Here is a 15,571-nt window from a genome sequence, read left to right on the forward strand (position 1 = left end):
TAAGTGCCATCTGTACATGGAAGAATGACCCGGCTGAGTTTATTTATGGGATTCTAACCATCTCTTGGTGCAACAATGAAAAAAAACATACTCCTATTCACAGCCTTATCGGCACTCACATGTACGAACGCCTCAGCCGTCAGCATCACCGTCCCTAACGGTGACTTCGAAGACCGCACAGGATCCCAGTACGCCGCCTCACAGAACTGGATCACCACCGGTGGCGGCTACATTGCAGCCGAACTCAACTCAGGCATTTTCTCTGCTGATGCCGATGGCAATGCGAACGGCACCTACCTCTTCTATGAAGACGGCGGTCAATCAGTCAGTTCCTCCGCTCTCGCCACCATTCAGGCTAATACCCTATACACGGCCACCGTCGATGTCGGCAATCCATTCGCCTCCTACGGCCAGCAACCATCCAGCTACATGATTGAGATTCTTCTCGGCGGCACCACCGTATCCTCCACTGAGTACACGAACGCCGAACTTGGCACCACATCTGAAGACAGCTGGACCACCATCTCCACATCCTACGCTTCACAAGTAGCCGACTCTGGAGATTTAACCATCCGCTTGTCCATGGGTACCAATGAAGACGGCAACAACCAGTACTTCTTTGATAACGTCACCTTCGATGCAGCCGCTGTTCCTGAGCCGTCCTCCGTCTCATTACTCGGTCTGGCTGGTCTTGGCCTAATCACACGCCGCAGACGATAAGACAGCAAAGCTTTTGATTTTTTCTCAAAGCCAAGCCCATGCCGGGCTTGGCTTTTTTTCTATGAAACTATTCCCCACACCCCTGCGTAGGCCTGAATGTGCGTCGTTTACTCAGTCACCGTCATCCCCTGCTTTATGCCTTAGCCATCCGTTGTCACCGAGCCAAACGGCACCTCCGCTGGCATCTGGAGAAATCCTCCTATGCTTCTGTTATCGAGACAGAGCACTCATTACCCTGCAATGTGAAGCGCCACTCCTCACGCCTCATCAAGCTACTAGGTGAATCCGAAATGCAGCTGCAGCTGAATAAAGTCACCAATCTCAAGCTTTGCCTTCCTCACCTCAACGGCCTGCTCATCCGCCCTGGTGAAACCTTCTCCTTCTGCAAAGCCGTCGGCAAACCCACAGCCAAGCGTGGCTTTCTCGAAGGCATGGAGCTCTCCATGGGCAAAGCCCAGTCCGGCATCGGCGGCGGCATCTGCCAGATGGCCAATATGCTCCACTGGCTCGTCCTCCACAGCCCTCTAACAGTCACCGAGCGCAGCACTCATAGCTTTGATCCCTTCCCGGACCAAAACCGCTCCATCCCCTTCGGCACCGGCTGCGCCATCTTCTATAACTACATCGACTTCGCCTTCCGCAATGATACCGACCTCACCTTCCAGCTCCTGCTAGATATCGACGATAAAAACCTCAACGGCCAACTCGTCTCCGACGCCCCCACCGAGCACACCTACAAGATCTTCGAGAAGAACCATCACTTCCTCAAGCAAGGCCCCACCTTCTACCGCCACAACGAGATCTGGCGTAAAGTCCTCTCACGCTACTCCGGCGACATTCTCCACGAAGAACACCTCAAGACCAACCACGTCCGCGTCATGTACACGCCAGAGACTTGGGAGGATATTGACTAGTGAACCCTGCCAATTTTCTCTGATTCCCGGTGCTTGCAATACGGACACTCGGTCACCCGATAGACATTAAACTGCCTCACCAAGAAATACATGATGAGCGAGGGTAACATCGCCATCGCGACCAGCGCAAATCCCGCACTACGCAGCATACCTAGGTCATTCACGTTCAGTGCGAAAACCCCCAAAATGCAGAACACCCACACCCCCACGATGTGGAAATGATAGTTCTCTATCAACCTCGCAATCGGATTCAAGCGCTCCAGCCTGCTGGCGATATTCACCAGCGGTTTCTTACACTGCGGGCATTGCAGGATAGCTCCATTCTTGCGATCGTTCACCATGACAACTACTTGAAATTGTCTGCTTCAAGCAACACTTGCACCGCCTTTTCCAGCTGCTCCTTGCGCCCCGAGAGAGAAATAATCCCACTGTCCCTATATTCAGCTTTTCCGTCTATCGTGGTAAGCACCTCAGAGTTTAGCTTCTCAATCACTTTTCGAATGTCTTCATCATTCATAACAGTCAATTTCCATTCGCGTTTAAGATGCTTCATCTCATTCAGCTCTTCCACGGTGAAGAAGTGACATACATTATCTCTGACAAATAAAGTCAACCCAAACTGGAAAGCTACATCATCCATCATTCTTAACGGATCTTTACCTGCTTGGATCACCCCAGTTAACTCATAATTAGCACCTTCAAATGAGTCACGCGGCTCATACTTTACTCCAGATTTCTCAGCCAACAGGGATAACACTTTATTCAGAGACATGTCACTGACGCGTATGTCCTCCATAAAAAGACGGCTGTTGAGCTGAGTCCCATTGAACAACTCTGTCTCTGACTTAAATTCTCGGACCTTCAGATACCTCTCCAGAATTGCGCCCACCGAATCCGTAGTATCATCCCGATGATAAAGCTCAACCAGGCCAGTATCTGAATCATACTTCACACTGGAACGGTCATCCTTAAATGCAGCTCTGATTTCCTCCTGAAATTTCTCCACAGTCATGCCCCTCTTTCCATGAAAACGCATATAAATCTTATGGAATGGGAGCTGTCTCATTTGATCCTGGCTCAGGATATAACAGATCCTCCCTTTTAGATAGGTTTCTAAACCATGCTCACCAGCCAGCTTACTAACTGCCGCAATCCTTTCCTCGTCATTAGTATAATTCTTCCACTTATATCTGACGACAACGCCATCCAATTTTCTGTGTCTCATATACACCAGCTCCCCACCTTCAATGATTTCAGCTACCACGTCATTGATACCCCTTATCGCCAGCTCCTCTCCAAAGGTCGATATTGAGCCAAGCAGGAATAGACACACTCCAAAAAGCTTCTTCATAGGCAGGCAATCTATGTCATTTCATGATTCACCGCCAAGCCTGAAATCCTGGCGAATACACCTGCTAGAGAAACCGGCTATGTCGGGACTCTGAGTACACCTCACAACCTCTACCTCAAGTATTTCTCAGTGATCTGGAGCAGATGATCGGGGTTCAGGTCGGGGCCGATCAGGATAACGGAGTTGGCGACAGAACTATTGAAGTTCACGCGGTAGGGTTTGGGTGGAATTTCGCCGCCAATGCGCTCGTACAGGTAGCGGCAATCATCCTGACCTCGCACGCGCATCAGAGCCTTGGCCCTGATCACTCCCTCCGGCAGGTCGCCCAACCATCGCAGGATAGCACTCTCCTCCGCTTCCTTGGGCAGCAGGATGTGACAGGAAGTGAATTCATGCGTCAGGTGATGCTTTTCGTCCTCATGGGCCAGCAGCTTGGCTGAATCGGCCGCTGGAGCATCACTGTTCATCATACGTGGCCCACTTTTCTCAATGAGTTGCTTTACCTGAGCTACTAGTTCATCCCGCAGCACTACAGGTGCCGAGGGGTTCACCTTACGCACCTTTTTTAGGACTTCTGCCACCGAATCTACCTCGTCCACATGAGTCAGGTAGATATGGCTGGCCGTCTGCAGCTGCATGCGCTCGATGTCCTCATAAGCCCTGTGCCCGCCGAATTTCCGCACATCAATCACGCACACCTGCCATCTCGGATGCAGGTTCAGCTTGCCTTCTAACAGGGTAAACGCCTCCAGCACAGGAACGGGATCCGCCGTCCCATTCAGCTCGACGAACAAGATACTGGCATCAGACTCCTTTGCCTTGTCTGAGAGTTCCAGCAGATAGTCCATCCCCTCGCAGCAGGCACACGCAGCCCCCAGCGGCTCAAGATTATCAGCTAGATCCTCCAGCGTGGCGCAGTCAATGCTCGCATCAGCGTAATCATTAAGGATCACATCTGAGCGAGTGCCAGATTCTTTTAAGACGGTAAGCAGGTGCCGTAACAGGGTGGTCTTCCCCACACCTAAAAACCCTGTTAGGAATACGACAGGCTGGCAGGCCTTGAATTCAGGTATCCTAGGTAAAATCATCTAACAATAATGCTTTGGCCTTACTGCACGGGAGCTTTCATCCAGGAAATGCTGGAGCCACCCGGTCACCTTTTCCGGCTCCAGCCACGGCTTGGCACTCTTCAGTTTCTTCCAAGCGGCGTAGCAACGCTTTCGATGGTCGGCACCCAGTTGCTGCTCGATCCACTCCTCATACTCCAGCCACCAGTTGAGCAAGGGCCAAACAGCATCGAACATGACATTCGCAGAGCTAGCCTGCACGTCATCTGTCGTCCACATGCCAGCCACCAGTCTCTCCGGCGGGAGCCAGTGGTAGAAGCGGCATCTCTCCCTCAGAAAGACCACCTTGGAGCCGTCGCCATAATATCCGGCACAAGCACCATACAGCTCCACGATTCCCCCGCCCCAATCAGCCGTGTAACAGCTGGTTCCCTTCAGCCCTTTTGAGGGCGACTTTTCAAAGCCGAACTTTTGCAAGTAATTGCCCCCAGGGTAAATGACATCTTTCCCCAGAAAAAACATCTGCTGATAGAAGCCCTTCGCACAATCCTTCAGCAAGAGATTTAGCCGTGGACTCCCTTCTCGAACAGACCTCCTATTCTCTACCCCACTCATCATTTCTCAAGATTGTTACGCCACAGCTGGTGTGCGCTTTTTCCTACAGACAGAGCACAAACAGAGGTTGCCCGCATGCACTGCAATCAAACAGATACCCCCCAAAGTGGTCACAATACTTGCTGGCGGAATATTCAAAGTCTGCTCACCCGCCTCGTTTGTTTGTATCGATGGACAGCAAGAATCACAGCTAGCACATGAATTCTCCGCTACTTGTGCAGGAGCAGCCGCTGGCTCAGCCTCCATGTAAGGTAAAGCAGCTCCTGCAAGAATGAATAGCACTCCCAGACTACCAACCGTCAAGCCCCACTTCTTGCTGTGCTGTCTATAGCCCTTCACCATCATGTACACAGCCAGCGGCACCACAACAATTGCCATGCCCCAGTGTGTAGCAGGATGCGCCCACATCTCCCCAAAGGTCGGCAATAGTAATAACAAAACAGGTGTGGCAGCACAATGGATTGCACACAAAATGGATGCAGCGATACCAATGCGATCGTACTGGGCTGCTTTCATTTCTTTAGATGCGGAGGCAACTACATTCATAATCTTCACAAAGTTTACCGCCCTGAGCATTCATTTTTCAGCCAGCCATATCTAAGTTGACCAGTTCCTCAGGGAGATGGCCTCTTGTAGCACCACCCCTCACTAATGCAAGTAAGTTGCATTAATTTTGATGGAAAAAATTACCGATGTTGCTTTCCTAAATCTGGACAAGCCACGCACCACACTCATATTCAGTCATTAACGTAAACACCTAGACACAAAAAAAGCCCGCTACATTAGCGGGCTAAGTTGAAATCTTGAGTGGCGAAGCGGACGGGAATCGAACCCGCAACCTCCGGCGTGACAGGCCGGTGCTCTAACCAATTGAGCTACCGCTCCACTCTCGGTGTTATGTTGCAAAGTAGAAGTGGCGAAGCGGACGGGAATCGAACCCGCAACCTCCGGCGTGACAGGCCGGTGCTCTAACCAATTGAGCTACCGCTCCACTTCCGTTTTGCGTGTGCCTTGCGGCGGGCAGGAAACTACCTATTTCCCCCATCCGTGCAAGACCTTTTTTCAACTTTTCTTAGCTTATTTTTACTTCGCTGCGTAGCACGCTTAGGCCTTGCAAGTTGTGAAACGACACTCAAGACTGCGCCGCAATGACCCGCTGGCAATACAACTTCGCTCGCAATCTGCTCTTCAAACTCGACGCTGAGCAGGCTCACCACGTTTCCCTTGATCTCCTCCGCACTTCAGAATCCCTTGGTATTCTGAAGCTTTTGGCAGGAAAGCTGCCCGATACCCAGCCCGTGGAGTGCATGGGCCTCACCTTCCCCAACCCTGTGGGCCTAGCAGCTGGCCTCGATAAAGAGGGCAACACCATCGATGCCCTCGGCCGCCTCGGCTTCGGTTTTGTAGAGATCGGCACCATCACTCCCCGCCCTCAACCCGGCAATGACAAGCCCCGCCTCTTCCGCATTATTGAGGAAGAAGCAATCATCAACAGGATGGGCTTTAATAACTGCGGGATCGAACAAGGCGTCAAAAACGTCCGTTCCGCCAAGACTTTCAATGGCATCGTCGGCTTCAACATCGGCAAAAACAAGGTCACTCCGAATGAGAACGCCATCGATGACTACCTCTACGCTCTCCGTGGCTGCTGGGGTGTGGCAGACTATGTAGCCGTTAATATCTCCTCGCCAAACACCCCAGGTCTGCGCGACCTGCAGGCGGCTGCAGACACCGCACGCCTCATCGACGCCCTCAAACAGGAGCAGGCGCGCCTCACCGAGGAAACTGGCATTCACATGCCTATCGCGCTCAAAGTGGCCCCGGATATGGGTGACGAGCAGATCGCCGAGCTCTCCAAGGTCTTCTTGGATTGCGGTCTGGATGGTCTGATTGCCACCAATACCACCATTTCCCGTGAAGCGGTGCAGGGCAAGCCCTTCGCTACGCAGGCCGGCGGCCTCTCCGGCAAGCCTGTCACCCAGCGCTCCACGGAGGTCATCAGCGCCTTCCATTCCCACCTGGGTGATCGCATCCCGATCATCGGTGTCGGCGGGATCATGTGTGCGGATGATGCAGTAGAAAAGCTTAAGGCAGGTGCCAAACTCGTCCAGCTCTACACCGGATTTATCTACCACGGACCACCACTGATCCGCGAGATCCTCGAAAAAATGAAGAAAATGTAAATTTTTTCATGTTTACAGAACATTCACAATCAGATGAATACGTAGCAAACACCATGAAATGCTAAATTTTTCGCTGATATTGTTGAATAATACGCTACTTTCATACGTCTACTATTTCGACGGCGGGCAAGAGCCTGACAAAGAACAGAGTTGAACAGGATTCGCCTTGCGGATCACGGCAATCGTTTGTTAGCCTGCTAGCCGTTCGGATCACAAAAGAACCAACAATTATCATGAAAAAAACATTCATCGCTATCGCCGCAGCCGCTACGGCTCTCTCTTTCTCCAGCTGCCAGAACCCTTACGGTCCTGGTGCTACTAACACTCAGCGTGACGCTACTACAGGTGCTCTCATCGGTGGTATCGCTGGTGCCGTAATCGGTAACCAGTCCGGCCGCTCACTCGAAGGCGCAGCAGTAGGTGCCGCTCTCGGTGGTGCAGGTGGTGCAGCTGTAGGCAGCACCAAAGACAAGCAGCAGAACTACTACCGCTAGTCGCTGCTCAGCGTGAGCTGATCAAAACATTTCTATTTTCCAAAGGCACTGCTTCACGCGGTGCCTTTTTTGTGTTCCTTTGAATTGTAAAGAGGACTTTACAAAATAAGCGGAATAATAAGCCGTCTGCCGACGTTTATAGGTACAAATCGGCGATTTATGACTTTTCTGAACAGGTTTAGCTTATAAGTTCGCTCATCATTTACTCCAGACATCCTGCAATCCAAGCACGCACTATGAAATCATTCATCACAGCTATTGTAGCCTTCCTGACCATCCAGGTATCTCTCTTTGGTCAGTTTGCCCAGCCAGGCGATCCCTTTGCCTCCCCAGATCAATTCGGAGCCGACGCTGGCGAAGCCAACCCACAAACCAAATCCGAACTGCTGGTCGACAGCAAGAGCATCGCTCCCGGCCAGACCATCCGCTTTGCCCTCAAATTCACCCACCCCGATCACTGGCATTCCTACTACAAGAATGACGGTATCGGCATTTCCCAGATTCCTGCGATCGCCTGGACTTTGCCGGAAGGCTTTGTGGCCTCAGACATCATTTTCCCCGCCCCCAAGGAGTTTCTTTTCCTGGGCATGAACTCCTACGGTTATGAAGGCACCAACTACTTCATTACCGAAATCACCGCACCAAAGGATCTCAAGTCAGGCACCGAACTGGAATTTAAAGCGGAAGCCTCCTGGCAGATCTGTAAGGAGCAGTGTCTCCAGGAAGACAGCACCTTTAGCGTGAAGCTACCAGTCACCGAAAACGCAGAAGCCAACCCCGACTACGCCAAGGAACTTTCCGGCTACATGACCAAGAAGGTCCCCACGAAGACCCTCCCAGCTTCCTGGAACCTCTCCGCCGATGAAAAAGACGGCATCATCACCCTCAGCATCAGCAGCAAGCTTCCCGAGGACGCGTTCTTCTACGAGTACGACAAGCAAATCGATGCTCAGAAGCCTCGCGAACTGAAAGTCACCGACACGAATTCCACCTTCACAGGCCAGCGCAATACAGGCAACGACTTCAGTGAAGCTCCTGAAAAGAAAGATCACCTCCGAGGCATTCTATACACGCCGTCCAAAGTCGAAGGCTCCAGTAACCACGCCTTCTGGATCGATGTCAAAATAGGCGCAGAGGAAGAATTAGCTCCCAGTGGTACAGATGCCGAGGCTGCCGCAGACTCTGATAAAGAGAAGCCACTCGGCGTGGCCGTCACCTTCGCCTTCCTTTTCCTAGGAGGCCTCATACTCAACCTCATGCCCTGCGTCTTTCCGGTCATTGGTCTAAAGATCATGGGCTTTGTCCAGCAGGCAGGTGAGGACAAGTCGAAGATCAAACTTCATGGTGTTGCGTTCACCGTAGGCGTGCTCCTCTCATTCCTCGCACTCGCGGCCTTCCTCTACCCGATCAAAGGTGAAACAACCCTGGGAGCCCAGTTGCAGAATCCGCTCGTGGTCTTCATAGTCCTGATCATCATGCTCTTACTCGGCCTCAGCATGTCTGGCGTCTTCGAAATTGGAGCCAAAGCGACGAGTATCGGTGGTAACCTGGCGCAGAAAGAAGGCGTATCTGGTTCCTTTTTCTCCGGCATCCTTGCCGTGATCGTAGCTACTCCCTGCTCCGCGCCATTCCTCGGCCCAGCGATCGGAGCTGCCTGGAACTACGAAGGGCCACTCTTCTTCGCTGCCCTCCTGACCATGGGAGTAGGCCTCGCTCTCCCATATATCATCCTGTCCTTCTTCCCTGCTCTCGTAAACAGCCTCCCTCGCCCTGGCGCCTGGATGGAATCCTTCAAGCAAGGCATGGCCTTCCTGCTTTATGCCACCGCTGGTTACCTCATCTGGGTCTACATGGGTCAGGTGGGAGATGCCCATGCTGGGCAGAAAGGTTTGCACGTCATGTTAGGTCTCACTACCATCGCCGCAGCAGCCTGGATTTATGGCCGCTGGGATACACCCATTAGAAAAATGAAAGTACGTATCATCGCTAAAGCCCTTACCGCCCTCTTCTTTGTAGGCGGCTTGGCTCTCGCTCTCCCACCGAAAGAGGAAGCGGAAGTCTCTGAAAATACCGTAGCCGAATTCGACTGGCAGAAGTGGTCTCCCGAAGCCGTGGAGAAACATCTCGCCGAGGGTAAAGCTGTCTATGTGGACTTCACCGCCAAATGGTGCCTTACCTGCCAGAGTAACAAGGCAACCGCTTACACCGACGAAGTCAGACAGATGTTCTACGACAATAACATCGTCGTTCTCAAAGCGGACATGACCAAGAAGCACCCGACAGCCACCAAGGCTGTTCATGATCTCGGACGCTCTGCTATCCCGGTCAACGTACTCTACGTACCTGGCGACAAGACACCACACGTTACCTCAGAAATCCTCACCGCAGGCTACATGAAGGATTTCATCAAGCAGCACATCAAACCTGCTGAACAAAAAGAGGCTGACTTAGAGAAATAAGCCCTCACCTGCACCTTATCATTTCAAAGCCGGAGTCGCTCTCGACTTCGGCTTTTTTCTTTTCCATTCTCTTTAGCGATGAGCGGCACCCAAACACTACGCGTGAAGGCTACCCCAAACGCCTCCAAAAACAAGATCATCGGCTGGGAACACGATCACCTGGCCGGCGATGTCCTACGCGTACGCATCCAATCTCCGCCAGTCGACGGCAAGGCCAACAAGGCCCTAACAACCTACCTCGCCAAAGCACTCGGAATCTCCAAATCCTCCATCACCCTCACCAAAGGCCAAACCTCCCGCATCAAAACCTTCGAGATTCCAGCCAACGCGGCACTCCCTGAAAAAGAGTAAGCTCTTCCTCTAAAACGCGCGCAGCTTCACCTTGTAGTCACGGCGGAAGATGGCGACCCGGCACGGCGTTGCAGCTGGCAGACCCACCTCGCTCACGTCTTCTCCTGTGGAGATTGCCTTGCGAACATCTAGGTAATAGCGGTGTAGCTGAAAACTACATTGCATGGTCTTCGTCCACGGCTCACTCAGGATAGCCTCTATCTCTGTGGATGGCACATACTCTCCTCTTTCAGGGCCCTCGCCATGATAGACCTCATTGATCAGGCGCTCCAGATGTGCCAGTTCCACAATGAAGCTGGACCACTGGTCGTCCTCTTGCGGTTTGGAGCGATAGAGAAACTCTGGAAAGTACTCGCCCAGTTTGTTCAAGGTATAGTCCTGCGGCGGATAGTGGGAAATGTAGCTCAAAGCAAACTGGCTGAAGAGCTCCTCACCAAGCGTCTGCTGCAGCACGGGAAACTCCGTTTCCATCACCTGCACAAGCCTGGCATAATAGGAACTGCCATAGATCGCCACGCGATCCATCGCGCTCATGCCATTGCCACCCGCCACCACTCGCTGCTCGATCAACTGCTCCTGCCCTACCGGACTGCGGAGCACCTGCACAAACCATTGCTGCAACTCGCGAAGATCAGTCATGGCTCACCTCTCCCACGGGTACCCGGTGCAGAGGCGTAGATACCGCGCCTTTCTTCTCAACCACTGGCTTGCTGGTAGAAATCTCACTTAGCTCCAGCTCCCCGTCCCGGTACAGCTTCGCCTTGTTCACCTCCGCCAGCAGCTCGTCAAACGGTGGAATATCAGCATCCCATTCTAGCAATGTTGCGGTAGATCCGGCGTGCTTGTGCGCAATGCGATACAGCTCCCAAACCTCATCCACTACGCTGTTATTATGGGTATCAATCACGTGCGTGCCGTGATCTTCATGCCCCGCCAGGTGAAACTGCACAATGCGGTCACCAGGAATAGTGTGGATATAGTTCACCGGATCCCACCCATGGTTCCGCGCGCACACATAAATATTATTCAAATCTAACAAAACACCACAGTCCGCCTGCTCCGCCAGTTCTTTAAGGAAGATCCAATCCTCCACCGTGGAATCCTCAAACTCCAGATAGGTGCTGGGGTTCTCCAGAATGAGCGGCCGCTCCAGTATTTCCTGCACCTGCTTCACTTTCTCTACGGTGTGCTTGAGCGATTGCTCAGTTAGCGGGAATGGCAGGAGGTCATGTGTATTCAGCCCGGCCACGCCTGTCCAGCAGAGGTGGTCAGATACCCAGCGCGCATTGGTCCGCTCAGCCAGGCGCTTGAGCTTTTTCAGGTAGTCCAGATTCAGAGGATCCGTGCTCCCGATAGAGAGCGATACCCCGTGCATGACCACAGGGTATCGCTCCGCAATCTGGTCAATGACGTAAGCCGGATAGCCCTCGCTATCCATGAAGTTCTCCGAGATAATCTCAAACCAGTCCACCTCCGGCCATTCGGATAGAATCGTCGGGAAATGCTGGCTGCGGAGTCCCACTCCTAGCCCTAGGTCTGGTAGATCAAATCGGTTCGTCATTGTATAGAGTCCCACTAACCTGCTGCCGGCGGTGCTGGCAACTTAGGTGGTTGTGGAGTTGGGTAAGGGTTCGGCAGCTTGTTGTCCGCTGGTGGGTAGGCTTTCCCACTTGTTGAATCCCAAGCGTTCGCTACCAGAGGAGATTGCAGATTTTTCGGCACTCCGAAAGACTTCTTATTCGCAGCCATCTTCGTTTCGAAGCGGGAGCGAGCAATATTCCAGATAGGCTCACCGAGGAAATCCGCCGGGTACATCACTCCATCAGCATTCTTGGTAGGTGCCGCGGAGTTCAGCTGGGCCTGGATGAAGCCGGTATTTCCGTTTCCGACCGGCACACCACAGCCCCCCGTTCCATTCCAGCTCGGGCTAGTAGTCGCACAGTTGTTCTCAGCTACCCAATACTGGCGGGCAAAGTCGCCGGTACCACAGGCACCAAGACCCTTGCAGCTGTTTCCTCCTTCACAGGAGTGTGCATCGATGTTTGGTCCGGGGCACTCGCCCGGCTTATAGACTGTTCCGTCTTTATCTGTGAATGGCAGCGTATTGAGCCCCATGCAAATATGCAGGTCCTTTACCACAGGAGTGGTCTCTGCATCTTTTGCGGAAAGGATGGAAGGCACGCTCATGCCCACAGCTCCCACACTGAATGTCTTGATGAAGTCCCTACGGCTGGCAGAGATATTGTCTTTGTTGGAGTTATTCATTGCTGTCGTTCTTGGTGGTGGATGTTGATGACTTGTGTGCACGCTGCAGCATGAAGCTGAAGTTAGCCATGTTGGTCTGCACACCATCGGAATTCAGAGGTCCAAATGTTGCGCCTGCGTGGCAGTTCATGCAGCTACCGTTGACCTGCATGTAGGTTTCCATGACTGGGTTCCCCAGACTGATCGGTGCTGGGTTCCCTGCCCTACCTGTACCGGAATCGACAGGCCACTGAGTAGAGATTAGGCGGTAATTTTCCCATACTGTCCCCTTCAGCTTCTTCTGCATTTCCGCATTGAGGCTGTTCGTCCAGGTGGAATCGATCACATCATTATTCGAAGTGATAACCTGAGTGATCTGGCTCGGAATACGGTCAGCCTTTTCCTGGGAGTAATCAGCGGCAGGCTTGCCAGCAGCTTCATTGGTCTTCTGGGCTTTTAGCATGGCCGCGTAGCTAGCGTCACTGAATCCTGCGATGGATGCTTTGCCTTTATCCTGAGACCAGAAGTTGTACTCCTTACTTGGGTCATAGTCTACCTTACGGGTGCCATTGCCGCGGAGATCCACGCGTGGCGCGTTGTCGACGTGCTCGAATGTGGCCCATACCCACTCGCTGGCATCCTTGGTACGCACCATGATGTGCATGCCTACCAGACCGTAGTGATGGCCGTGTGTGTATTTCTTTGAATAAGGATGATAGACCTCAGGTTTGATGGTATAGAACTTCTTACTCGTCACCTCATCATCGGTGAGCTTTTTCCAGGCCACCTTGAGCTCCATCGCTCCAAATTGAGGAGTCGCTCCGCTCTGCCCACTCGGGAAAGAAATTTGGTTTCCAACAACCTTGAGGAAATTTGCTTGTCCCTCCTGGTTATAGAGTTTGTTGCTAAGAATGTACTCGTACTCAGCCTTGTTGATACGGATCTCGTAGCGAACATACTCCTTATTCAAATCTACAATTGGAGGCAATGGCGTCTCGTTGTTGAAGAAAGCCTCATTCACCTCATCCAGCACGTGAGGCCTGTGTGTTTTCTTGGAAGTTGCAAGGAGCACGCGCTTCGGTTTTCCATCCTCATGCTTATGCTCGGGAGTTCCCCAAGCATCTGGAGTAGATCCATCCGCTTTGAAAATCTGAGTTGGCGAGAGATAAGTCTCCCAGACTCGTGGTGCATCTGGGTGAGCTGATATGCTGTCCCCTTTTGGATTCCCCTGATCATCCGCTGGCCAGTTGAGCGCTACAAATGTCGCCCAGGAGAACAGGTCGAACTGCTTTTGGGTCTCAAACACGCCACAGTCATCAGCCACTTTGGCATCTGTCTTTGTACCTGTCTCCAAGGAATGCCTGTCGTAAGGCATCGTGGAAGTAATATCCGGGTACACATAACCATTTGGCAATGTGCTAGTATCACAGGACGCTGGATAAGTAGGCATTTGCACCGCTTCAGTCGACTGATCGTCGGCTAGCAAGGTCAGAGCGCCTGCTCCAATCATTCCGCAACCAAGGGTCGCGAGGGTTATTCGTTTTTTAGTCATAGTAGGTCATTTGATGCATCCCACCTGATACCAATCCATGGTCTATTGCTGCTCGCTCACACGGCAGATCATATAACCAGTTTCAGTCAATGGGGACTCTTTGAATCATTGATCTAACATCATAGAAACCAGATCAAATATGCGAGCATGATCTACTATATCTAACACAATCTTTGGACAAGAAAGAAATAGAACATGAATAAAACGACACCTAGAAACACCCCCAAATAAAACACAACACTCTCTGTGAACCACAGATAGAGAGATACAACCCATTTTTAAACGGATGTATAAATTGTCATATTACAAAATAATAGAGTCAATTCAAACCAAAGTCATAGACACACGGCACGTGCTTTGTTAGCGAAACTATCAGCTATCATGTTAGCTAATCAATAAACACACAAATTAAATCTAATCATGGAAGGATATATAGGAGAAATCAGAATGTTCGCTGGCAACTTTGCACCAAGGAATTGGGAATTCTGTAATGGTCAGGACTTACCGATCAATCAATACGCCTCCCTCTACTCCATCATTGGCACAACCTATGGTGGTGACGGAGTAAACAGCGTAGGGCTCCCAGACTTCAGAGGCAGAACAAACATCCATCCAGGCACAGGCCCTGGACTCAGTCCCAGATTGCGAGGCAATGGGGGTGGCGTAGAAGAAGTGTACCTGAATGAATCTCAGATCCCTTCACACACTCACCAGGCAACCGCCAAAGTCACTGCCTCTGTGGGAGTAGCTGATGATGACGGAAGCACAACAGAGGTCTCTGGTCACATCTTAGCGAATTCTCCTAGCGAAGAATTGTATAGCTCATCTACTCCAGATGCCCAACTCGGCGGAGTCAGCGCTAGTGTCGAGGTCACCAATGGCTCAACTGGAGGCAGTCAGTCACACACCAACATGATGCCCTACCTCACCTGCTACTACATCATCTGTGTCAGTGGTCAGTACCCAGAGAGACCTTAACTCTGAGACTTAAAAGAAAAACCCGCCCCACACAGAGTGAGGCGGGTTTAACCAGTTACCAAATTTTATCCCACTTATGGTGCTGGATAGAACTCGCTGATATCCACCTCTCGATCATAGAGGCGTACATCCTTCACCGATCCATTGAAGTGCTTGTTACCGTTGCGGTTCACACCAAGATAAAATCCTTCAAATACGCCGTTGGATATGCCTGTCAACGTAGCCGCCAAAGTACCATTGTAATAGAGCTTGGTATCAGTACCATCACTCGCCACTACAAGATGAACCCAGGTTCCCACTGGAGCAGCACCAAAGCTGGCCTTCGTGCCACCGTTGTAGCGGAAGCCGTCTCCCATATCGATCTGGAAGCTATCTCCTCCACTTGGGTGACGGTTGCAGAACACGGATGCGTACTGGTTCTGGCCGGTGGCTCCGTTCTTCACCCAGAGGGATACACTGAAGGCACCCATCGGGCCGGAAGCGAGCGGAAGATCGATACTATCATTTGAGCCATCGAAGCTCCCTTCACTTCCATTCAGAGTGGCTCCGTTCACGGCACCAGACATCTTGTTGCCAGTATCATCGAGAACGGTGCTCGCCCCTGCGCTCTCATCCAGGTTCCACCAAAGCACGAGACCGTCGT

General features: G+C 51.9%; 17 protein-coding genes and 2 tRNA genes. 7 read left to right on the forward strand and 12 right to left on the reverse strand.

Annotated elements, in window-relative coordinates; genetic code table 11:
- The first annotated feature begins 75 nt into the window (after positions 1-75).
- Together BUB27_RS10100 and BUB27_RS10105 are read left to right on the forward strand one after the other, a co-directional pair.
- Positions 76-720 (forward strand): PEP-CTERM sorting domain-containing protein, encoded by a 645-nt coding sequence (locus tag BUB27_RS10100; protein ID WP_143183680.1) that lies wholly within the window; start codon positions 76-78, stop codon positions 718-720.
- 98 nt (positions 721-818) lie between these two features.
- Positions 819-1,634: a VanW family protein gene (locus BUB27_RS10105; protein ID WP_200797100.1), complete on the forward strand. Its 816-nt coding sequence runs from the start codon at positions 819-821 to the stop codon at positions 1,632-1,634.
- Here BUB27_RS10105 and BUB27_RS10110 read toward each other — a convergent pair.
- From BUB27_RS10110 to BUB27_RS10140, 7 genes are all read right to left on the reverse strand, one after another.
- Complete coding sequence (locus tag BUB27_RS10110; RefSeq protein ID WP_143183682.1) at positions 1,631-1,975, reverse strand: hypothetical protein; 345 nt, start codon at positions 1,973-1,975, stop codon at positions 1,631-1,633. The genes BUB27_RS10105 and BUB27_RS10110 overlap by 4 nt on opposite strands.
- Positions 1,976-1,980: 5 nt before the next feature.
- Entirely contained in the window at positions 1,981-2,985 is a 1,005-nt protein-coding gene (locus BUB27_RS10115) for a hypothetical protein (RefSeq protein WP_143183683.1), read from the reverse strand.
- Positions 2,986-3,095: 110 nt separating this feature from the next.
- A complete protein-coding gene (locus BUB27_RS10120) occupies positions 3,096-4,073 on the reverse strand; it encodes a CobW family GTP-binding protein (protein WP_143183684.1) in 978 nt (325 codons plus the stop codon).
- Positions 4,074-4,610 (reverse strand): hypothetical protein, encoded by a 537-nt coding sequence (locus tag BUB27_RS10125; protein WP_143183685.1) that lies wholly within the window; start codon positions 4,608-4,610, stop codon positions 4,074-4,076.
- Between the two features lie 72 nt (positions 4,611-4,682).
- Entirely contained in the window at positions 4,683-5,243 is a 561-nt protein-coding gene (locus BUB27_RS10130) for a MerC domain-containing protein (RefSeq protein WP_143183686.1), read from the reverse strand.
- A 232-nt stretch (positions 5,244-5,475) separates the two neighbouring features.
- Positions 5,476-5,552, reverse strand: a tRNA-Asp gene (locus BUB27_RS10135).
- A gap of 29 nt (positions 5,553-5,581) precedes the next feature.
- Positions 5,582-5,658 (reverse strand) — tRNA-Asp (locus BUB27_RS10140).
- Between the two features lie 157 nt (positions 5,659-5,815).
- Between BUB27_RS10140 and BUB27_RS10145 the strand changes: the two genes are divergently transcribed.
- The 4 genes from BUB27_RS10145 to BUB27_RS10160 all read left to right on the forward strand — a co-directional run bounded on the left by BUB27_RS10145 (position 5,816) and on the right by BUB27_RS10160 (position 10,154).
- Positions 5,816-6,850, forward strand: a complete 1,035-nt coding sequence (locus BUB27_RS10145; protein ID WP_143183687.1) for a quinone-dependent dihydroorotate dehydrogenase — start codon at positions 5,816-5,818, stop codon at positions 6,848-6,850.
- A gap of 233 nt (positions 6,851-7,083) precedes the next feature.
- A complete protein-coding gene (locus BUB27_RS10150) occupies positions 7,084-7,344 on the forward strand; it encodes a glycine zipper domain-containing protein (protein ID WP_143183688.1) in 261 nt (86 codons plus the stop codon).
- 236 nt (positions 7,345-7,580) lie between these two features.
- Positions 7,581-9,803 carry a protein-disulfide reductase DsbD family protein gene (locus tag BUB27_RS10155; protein WP_143183689.1) on the forward strand — a complete coding sequence of 741 codons (2,223 nt, stop codon included), beginning with the start codon at positions 7,581-7,583 and terminating at the stop codon, positions 9,801-9,803.
- 78 nt (positions 9,804-9,881) lie between these two features.
- Entirely contained in the window at positions 9,882-10,154 is a 273-nt protein-coding gene (locus BUB27_RS10160) for a DUF167 domain-containing protein (RefSeq protein WP_143183690.1), read from the forward strand.
- Between the two features lie 9 nt (positions 10,155-10,163).
- Here the strand turns inward: BUB27_RS10160 and BUB27_RS10165 are convergent, their stop codons facing one another.
- Genes BUB27_RS10165 through BUB27_RS10180 form a run of 4 tightly spaced genes read right to left on the reverse strand, consistent with a single transcriptional unit; the run spans position 10,164 to position 13,950 of the window.
- The gene (locus BUB27_RS10165) at positions 10,164-10,793 is read right to left on the reverse strand and encodes an HvfC/BufC N-terminal domain-containing protein (protein WP_143183691.1); all 630 of its coding nucleotides are present in this window, start codon (positions 10,791-10,793) and stop codon (positions 10,164-10,166) included.
- Positions 10,786-11,715, reverse strand: a complete 930-nt coding sequence (bufB, locus tag BUB27_RS10170) for an MNIO family bufferin maturase (RefSeq protein WP_143183692.1) — start codon at positions 11,713-11,715, stop codon at positions 10,786-10,788. The genes BUB27_RS10165 and bufB overlap by 8 nt, the downstream gene beginning before the upstream one ends.
- Before the next feature lie 14 nt (positions 11,716-11,729).
- Positions 11,730-12,419 (reverse strand): hypothetical protein, encoded by a 690-nt coding sequence (locus BUB27_RS10175; protein WP_143183693.1) that lies wholly within the window; start codon positions 12,417-12,419, stop codon positions 11,730-11,732.
- The gene (locus BUB27_RS10180; protein WP_143183694.1) at positions 12,412-13,950 is read right to left on the reverse strand and encodes a hypothetical protein; all 1,539 of its coding nucleotides are present in this window, start codon (positions 13,948-13,950) and stop codon (positions 12,412-12,414) included. The genes BUB27_RS10175 and BUB27_RS10180 overlap by 8 nt, the downstream gene beginning before the upstream one ends.
- A gap of 420 nt (positions 13,951-14,370) precedes the next feature.
- Between BUB27_RS10180 and BUB27_RS10185 the strand changes: the two genes are divergently transcribed.
- Positions 14,371-14,928 (forward strand): phage tail protein, encoded by a 558-nt coding sequence (locus tag BUB27_RS10185; protein ID WP_200797101.1) that lies wholly within the window; start codon positions 14,371-14,373, stop codon positions 14,926-14,928.
- 74 nt (positions 14,929-15,002) lie between these two features.
- Here BUB27_RS10185 and BUB27_RS10190 read toward each other — a convergent pair.
- Positions 15,003-15,571: LamG domain-containing protein (locus BUB27_RS10190; RefSeq protein ID WP_143183696.1), on the reverse strand; the 569-nt coding region annotated here is incomplete at its 5' end.

The organism is Rubritalea squalenifaciens DSM 18772 (assembly GCF_900141815.1).
GTDB classification, from domain to species: Bacteria; Verrucomicrobiota; Verrucomicrobiia; order Verrucomicrobiales; family Akkermansiaceae; genus Rubritalea; species Rubritalea squalenifaciens.

Coding starts and splice junctions, on each gene's coding strand:
- BUB27_RS10155 (WP_143183689.1), top strand. CDS start 7,581: ATGAAATCATTCATCACAGCTATTGTAGCCTTCCTGACCATCCAGGTA.
- BUB27_RS10180 (WP_143183694.1), bottom strand. CDS start 13,950: ATGACTAAAAAACGAATAACCCTCGCGACCCTTGGTTGCGGAATGATT.
- BUB27_RS10175 (WP_143183693.1), bottom strand. CDS start 12,419: ATGAATAACTCCAACAAAGACAATATCTCTGCCAGCCGTAGGGACTTC.
- BUB27_RS10160 (WP_143183690.1), top strand. CDS start 9,882: ATGAGCGGCACCCAAACACTACGCGTGAAGGCTACCCCAAACGCCTCC.
- BUB27_RS10185 (WP_200797101.1), top strand. CDS start 14,371: ATGGAAGGATATATAGGAGAAATCAGAATGTTCGCTGGCAACTTTGCA.
- BUB27_RS10100 (WP_143183680.1), top strand. CDS start 76: ATGAAAAAAAACATACTCCTATTCACAGCCTTATCGGCACTCACATGT.
- BUB27_RS10130 (WP_143183686.1), bottom strand. CDS start 5,243: ATGCTCAGGGCGGTAAACTTTGTGAAGATTATGAATGTAGTTGCCTCC.
- BUB27_RS10165 (WP_143183691.1), bottom strand. CDS start 10,793: ATGACTGATCTTCGCGAGTTGCAGCAATGGTTTGTGCAGGTGCTCCGC.
- BUB27_RS10115 (WP_143183683.1), bottom strand. CDS start 2,985: ATGAAGAAGCTTTTTGGAGTGTGTCTATTCCTGCTTGGCTCAATATCG.
- BUB27_RS10150 (WP_143183688.1), top strand. CDS start 7,084: ATGAAAAAAACATTCATCGCTATCGCCGCAGCCGCTACGGCTCTCTCT.
- bufB (WP_143183692.1), bottom strand. CDS start 11,715: ATGACGAACCGATTTGATCTACCAGACCTAGGGCTAGGAGTGGGACTC.
- BUB27_RS10120 (WP_143183684.1), bottom strand. CDS start 4,073: ATGATTTTACCTAGGATACCTGAATTCAAGGCCTGCCAGCCTGTCGTA.
- BUB27_RS10110 (WP_143183682.1), bottom strand. CDS start 1,975: ATGGTGAACGATCGCAAGAATGGAGCTATCCTGCAATGCCCGCAGTGT.
- BUB27_RS10145 (WP_143183687.1), top strand. CDS start 5,816: ATGACCCGCTGGCAATACAACTTCGCTCGCAATCTGCTCTTCAAACTC.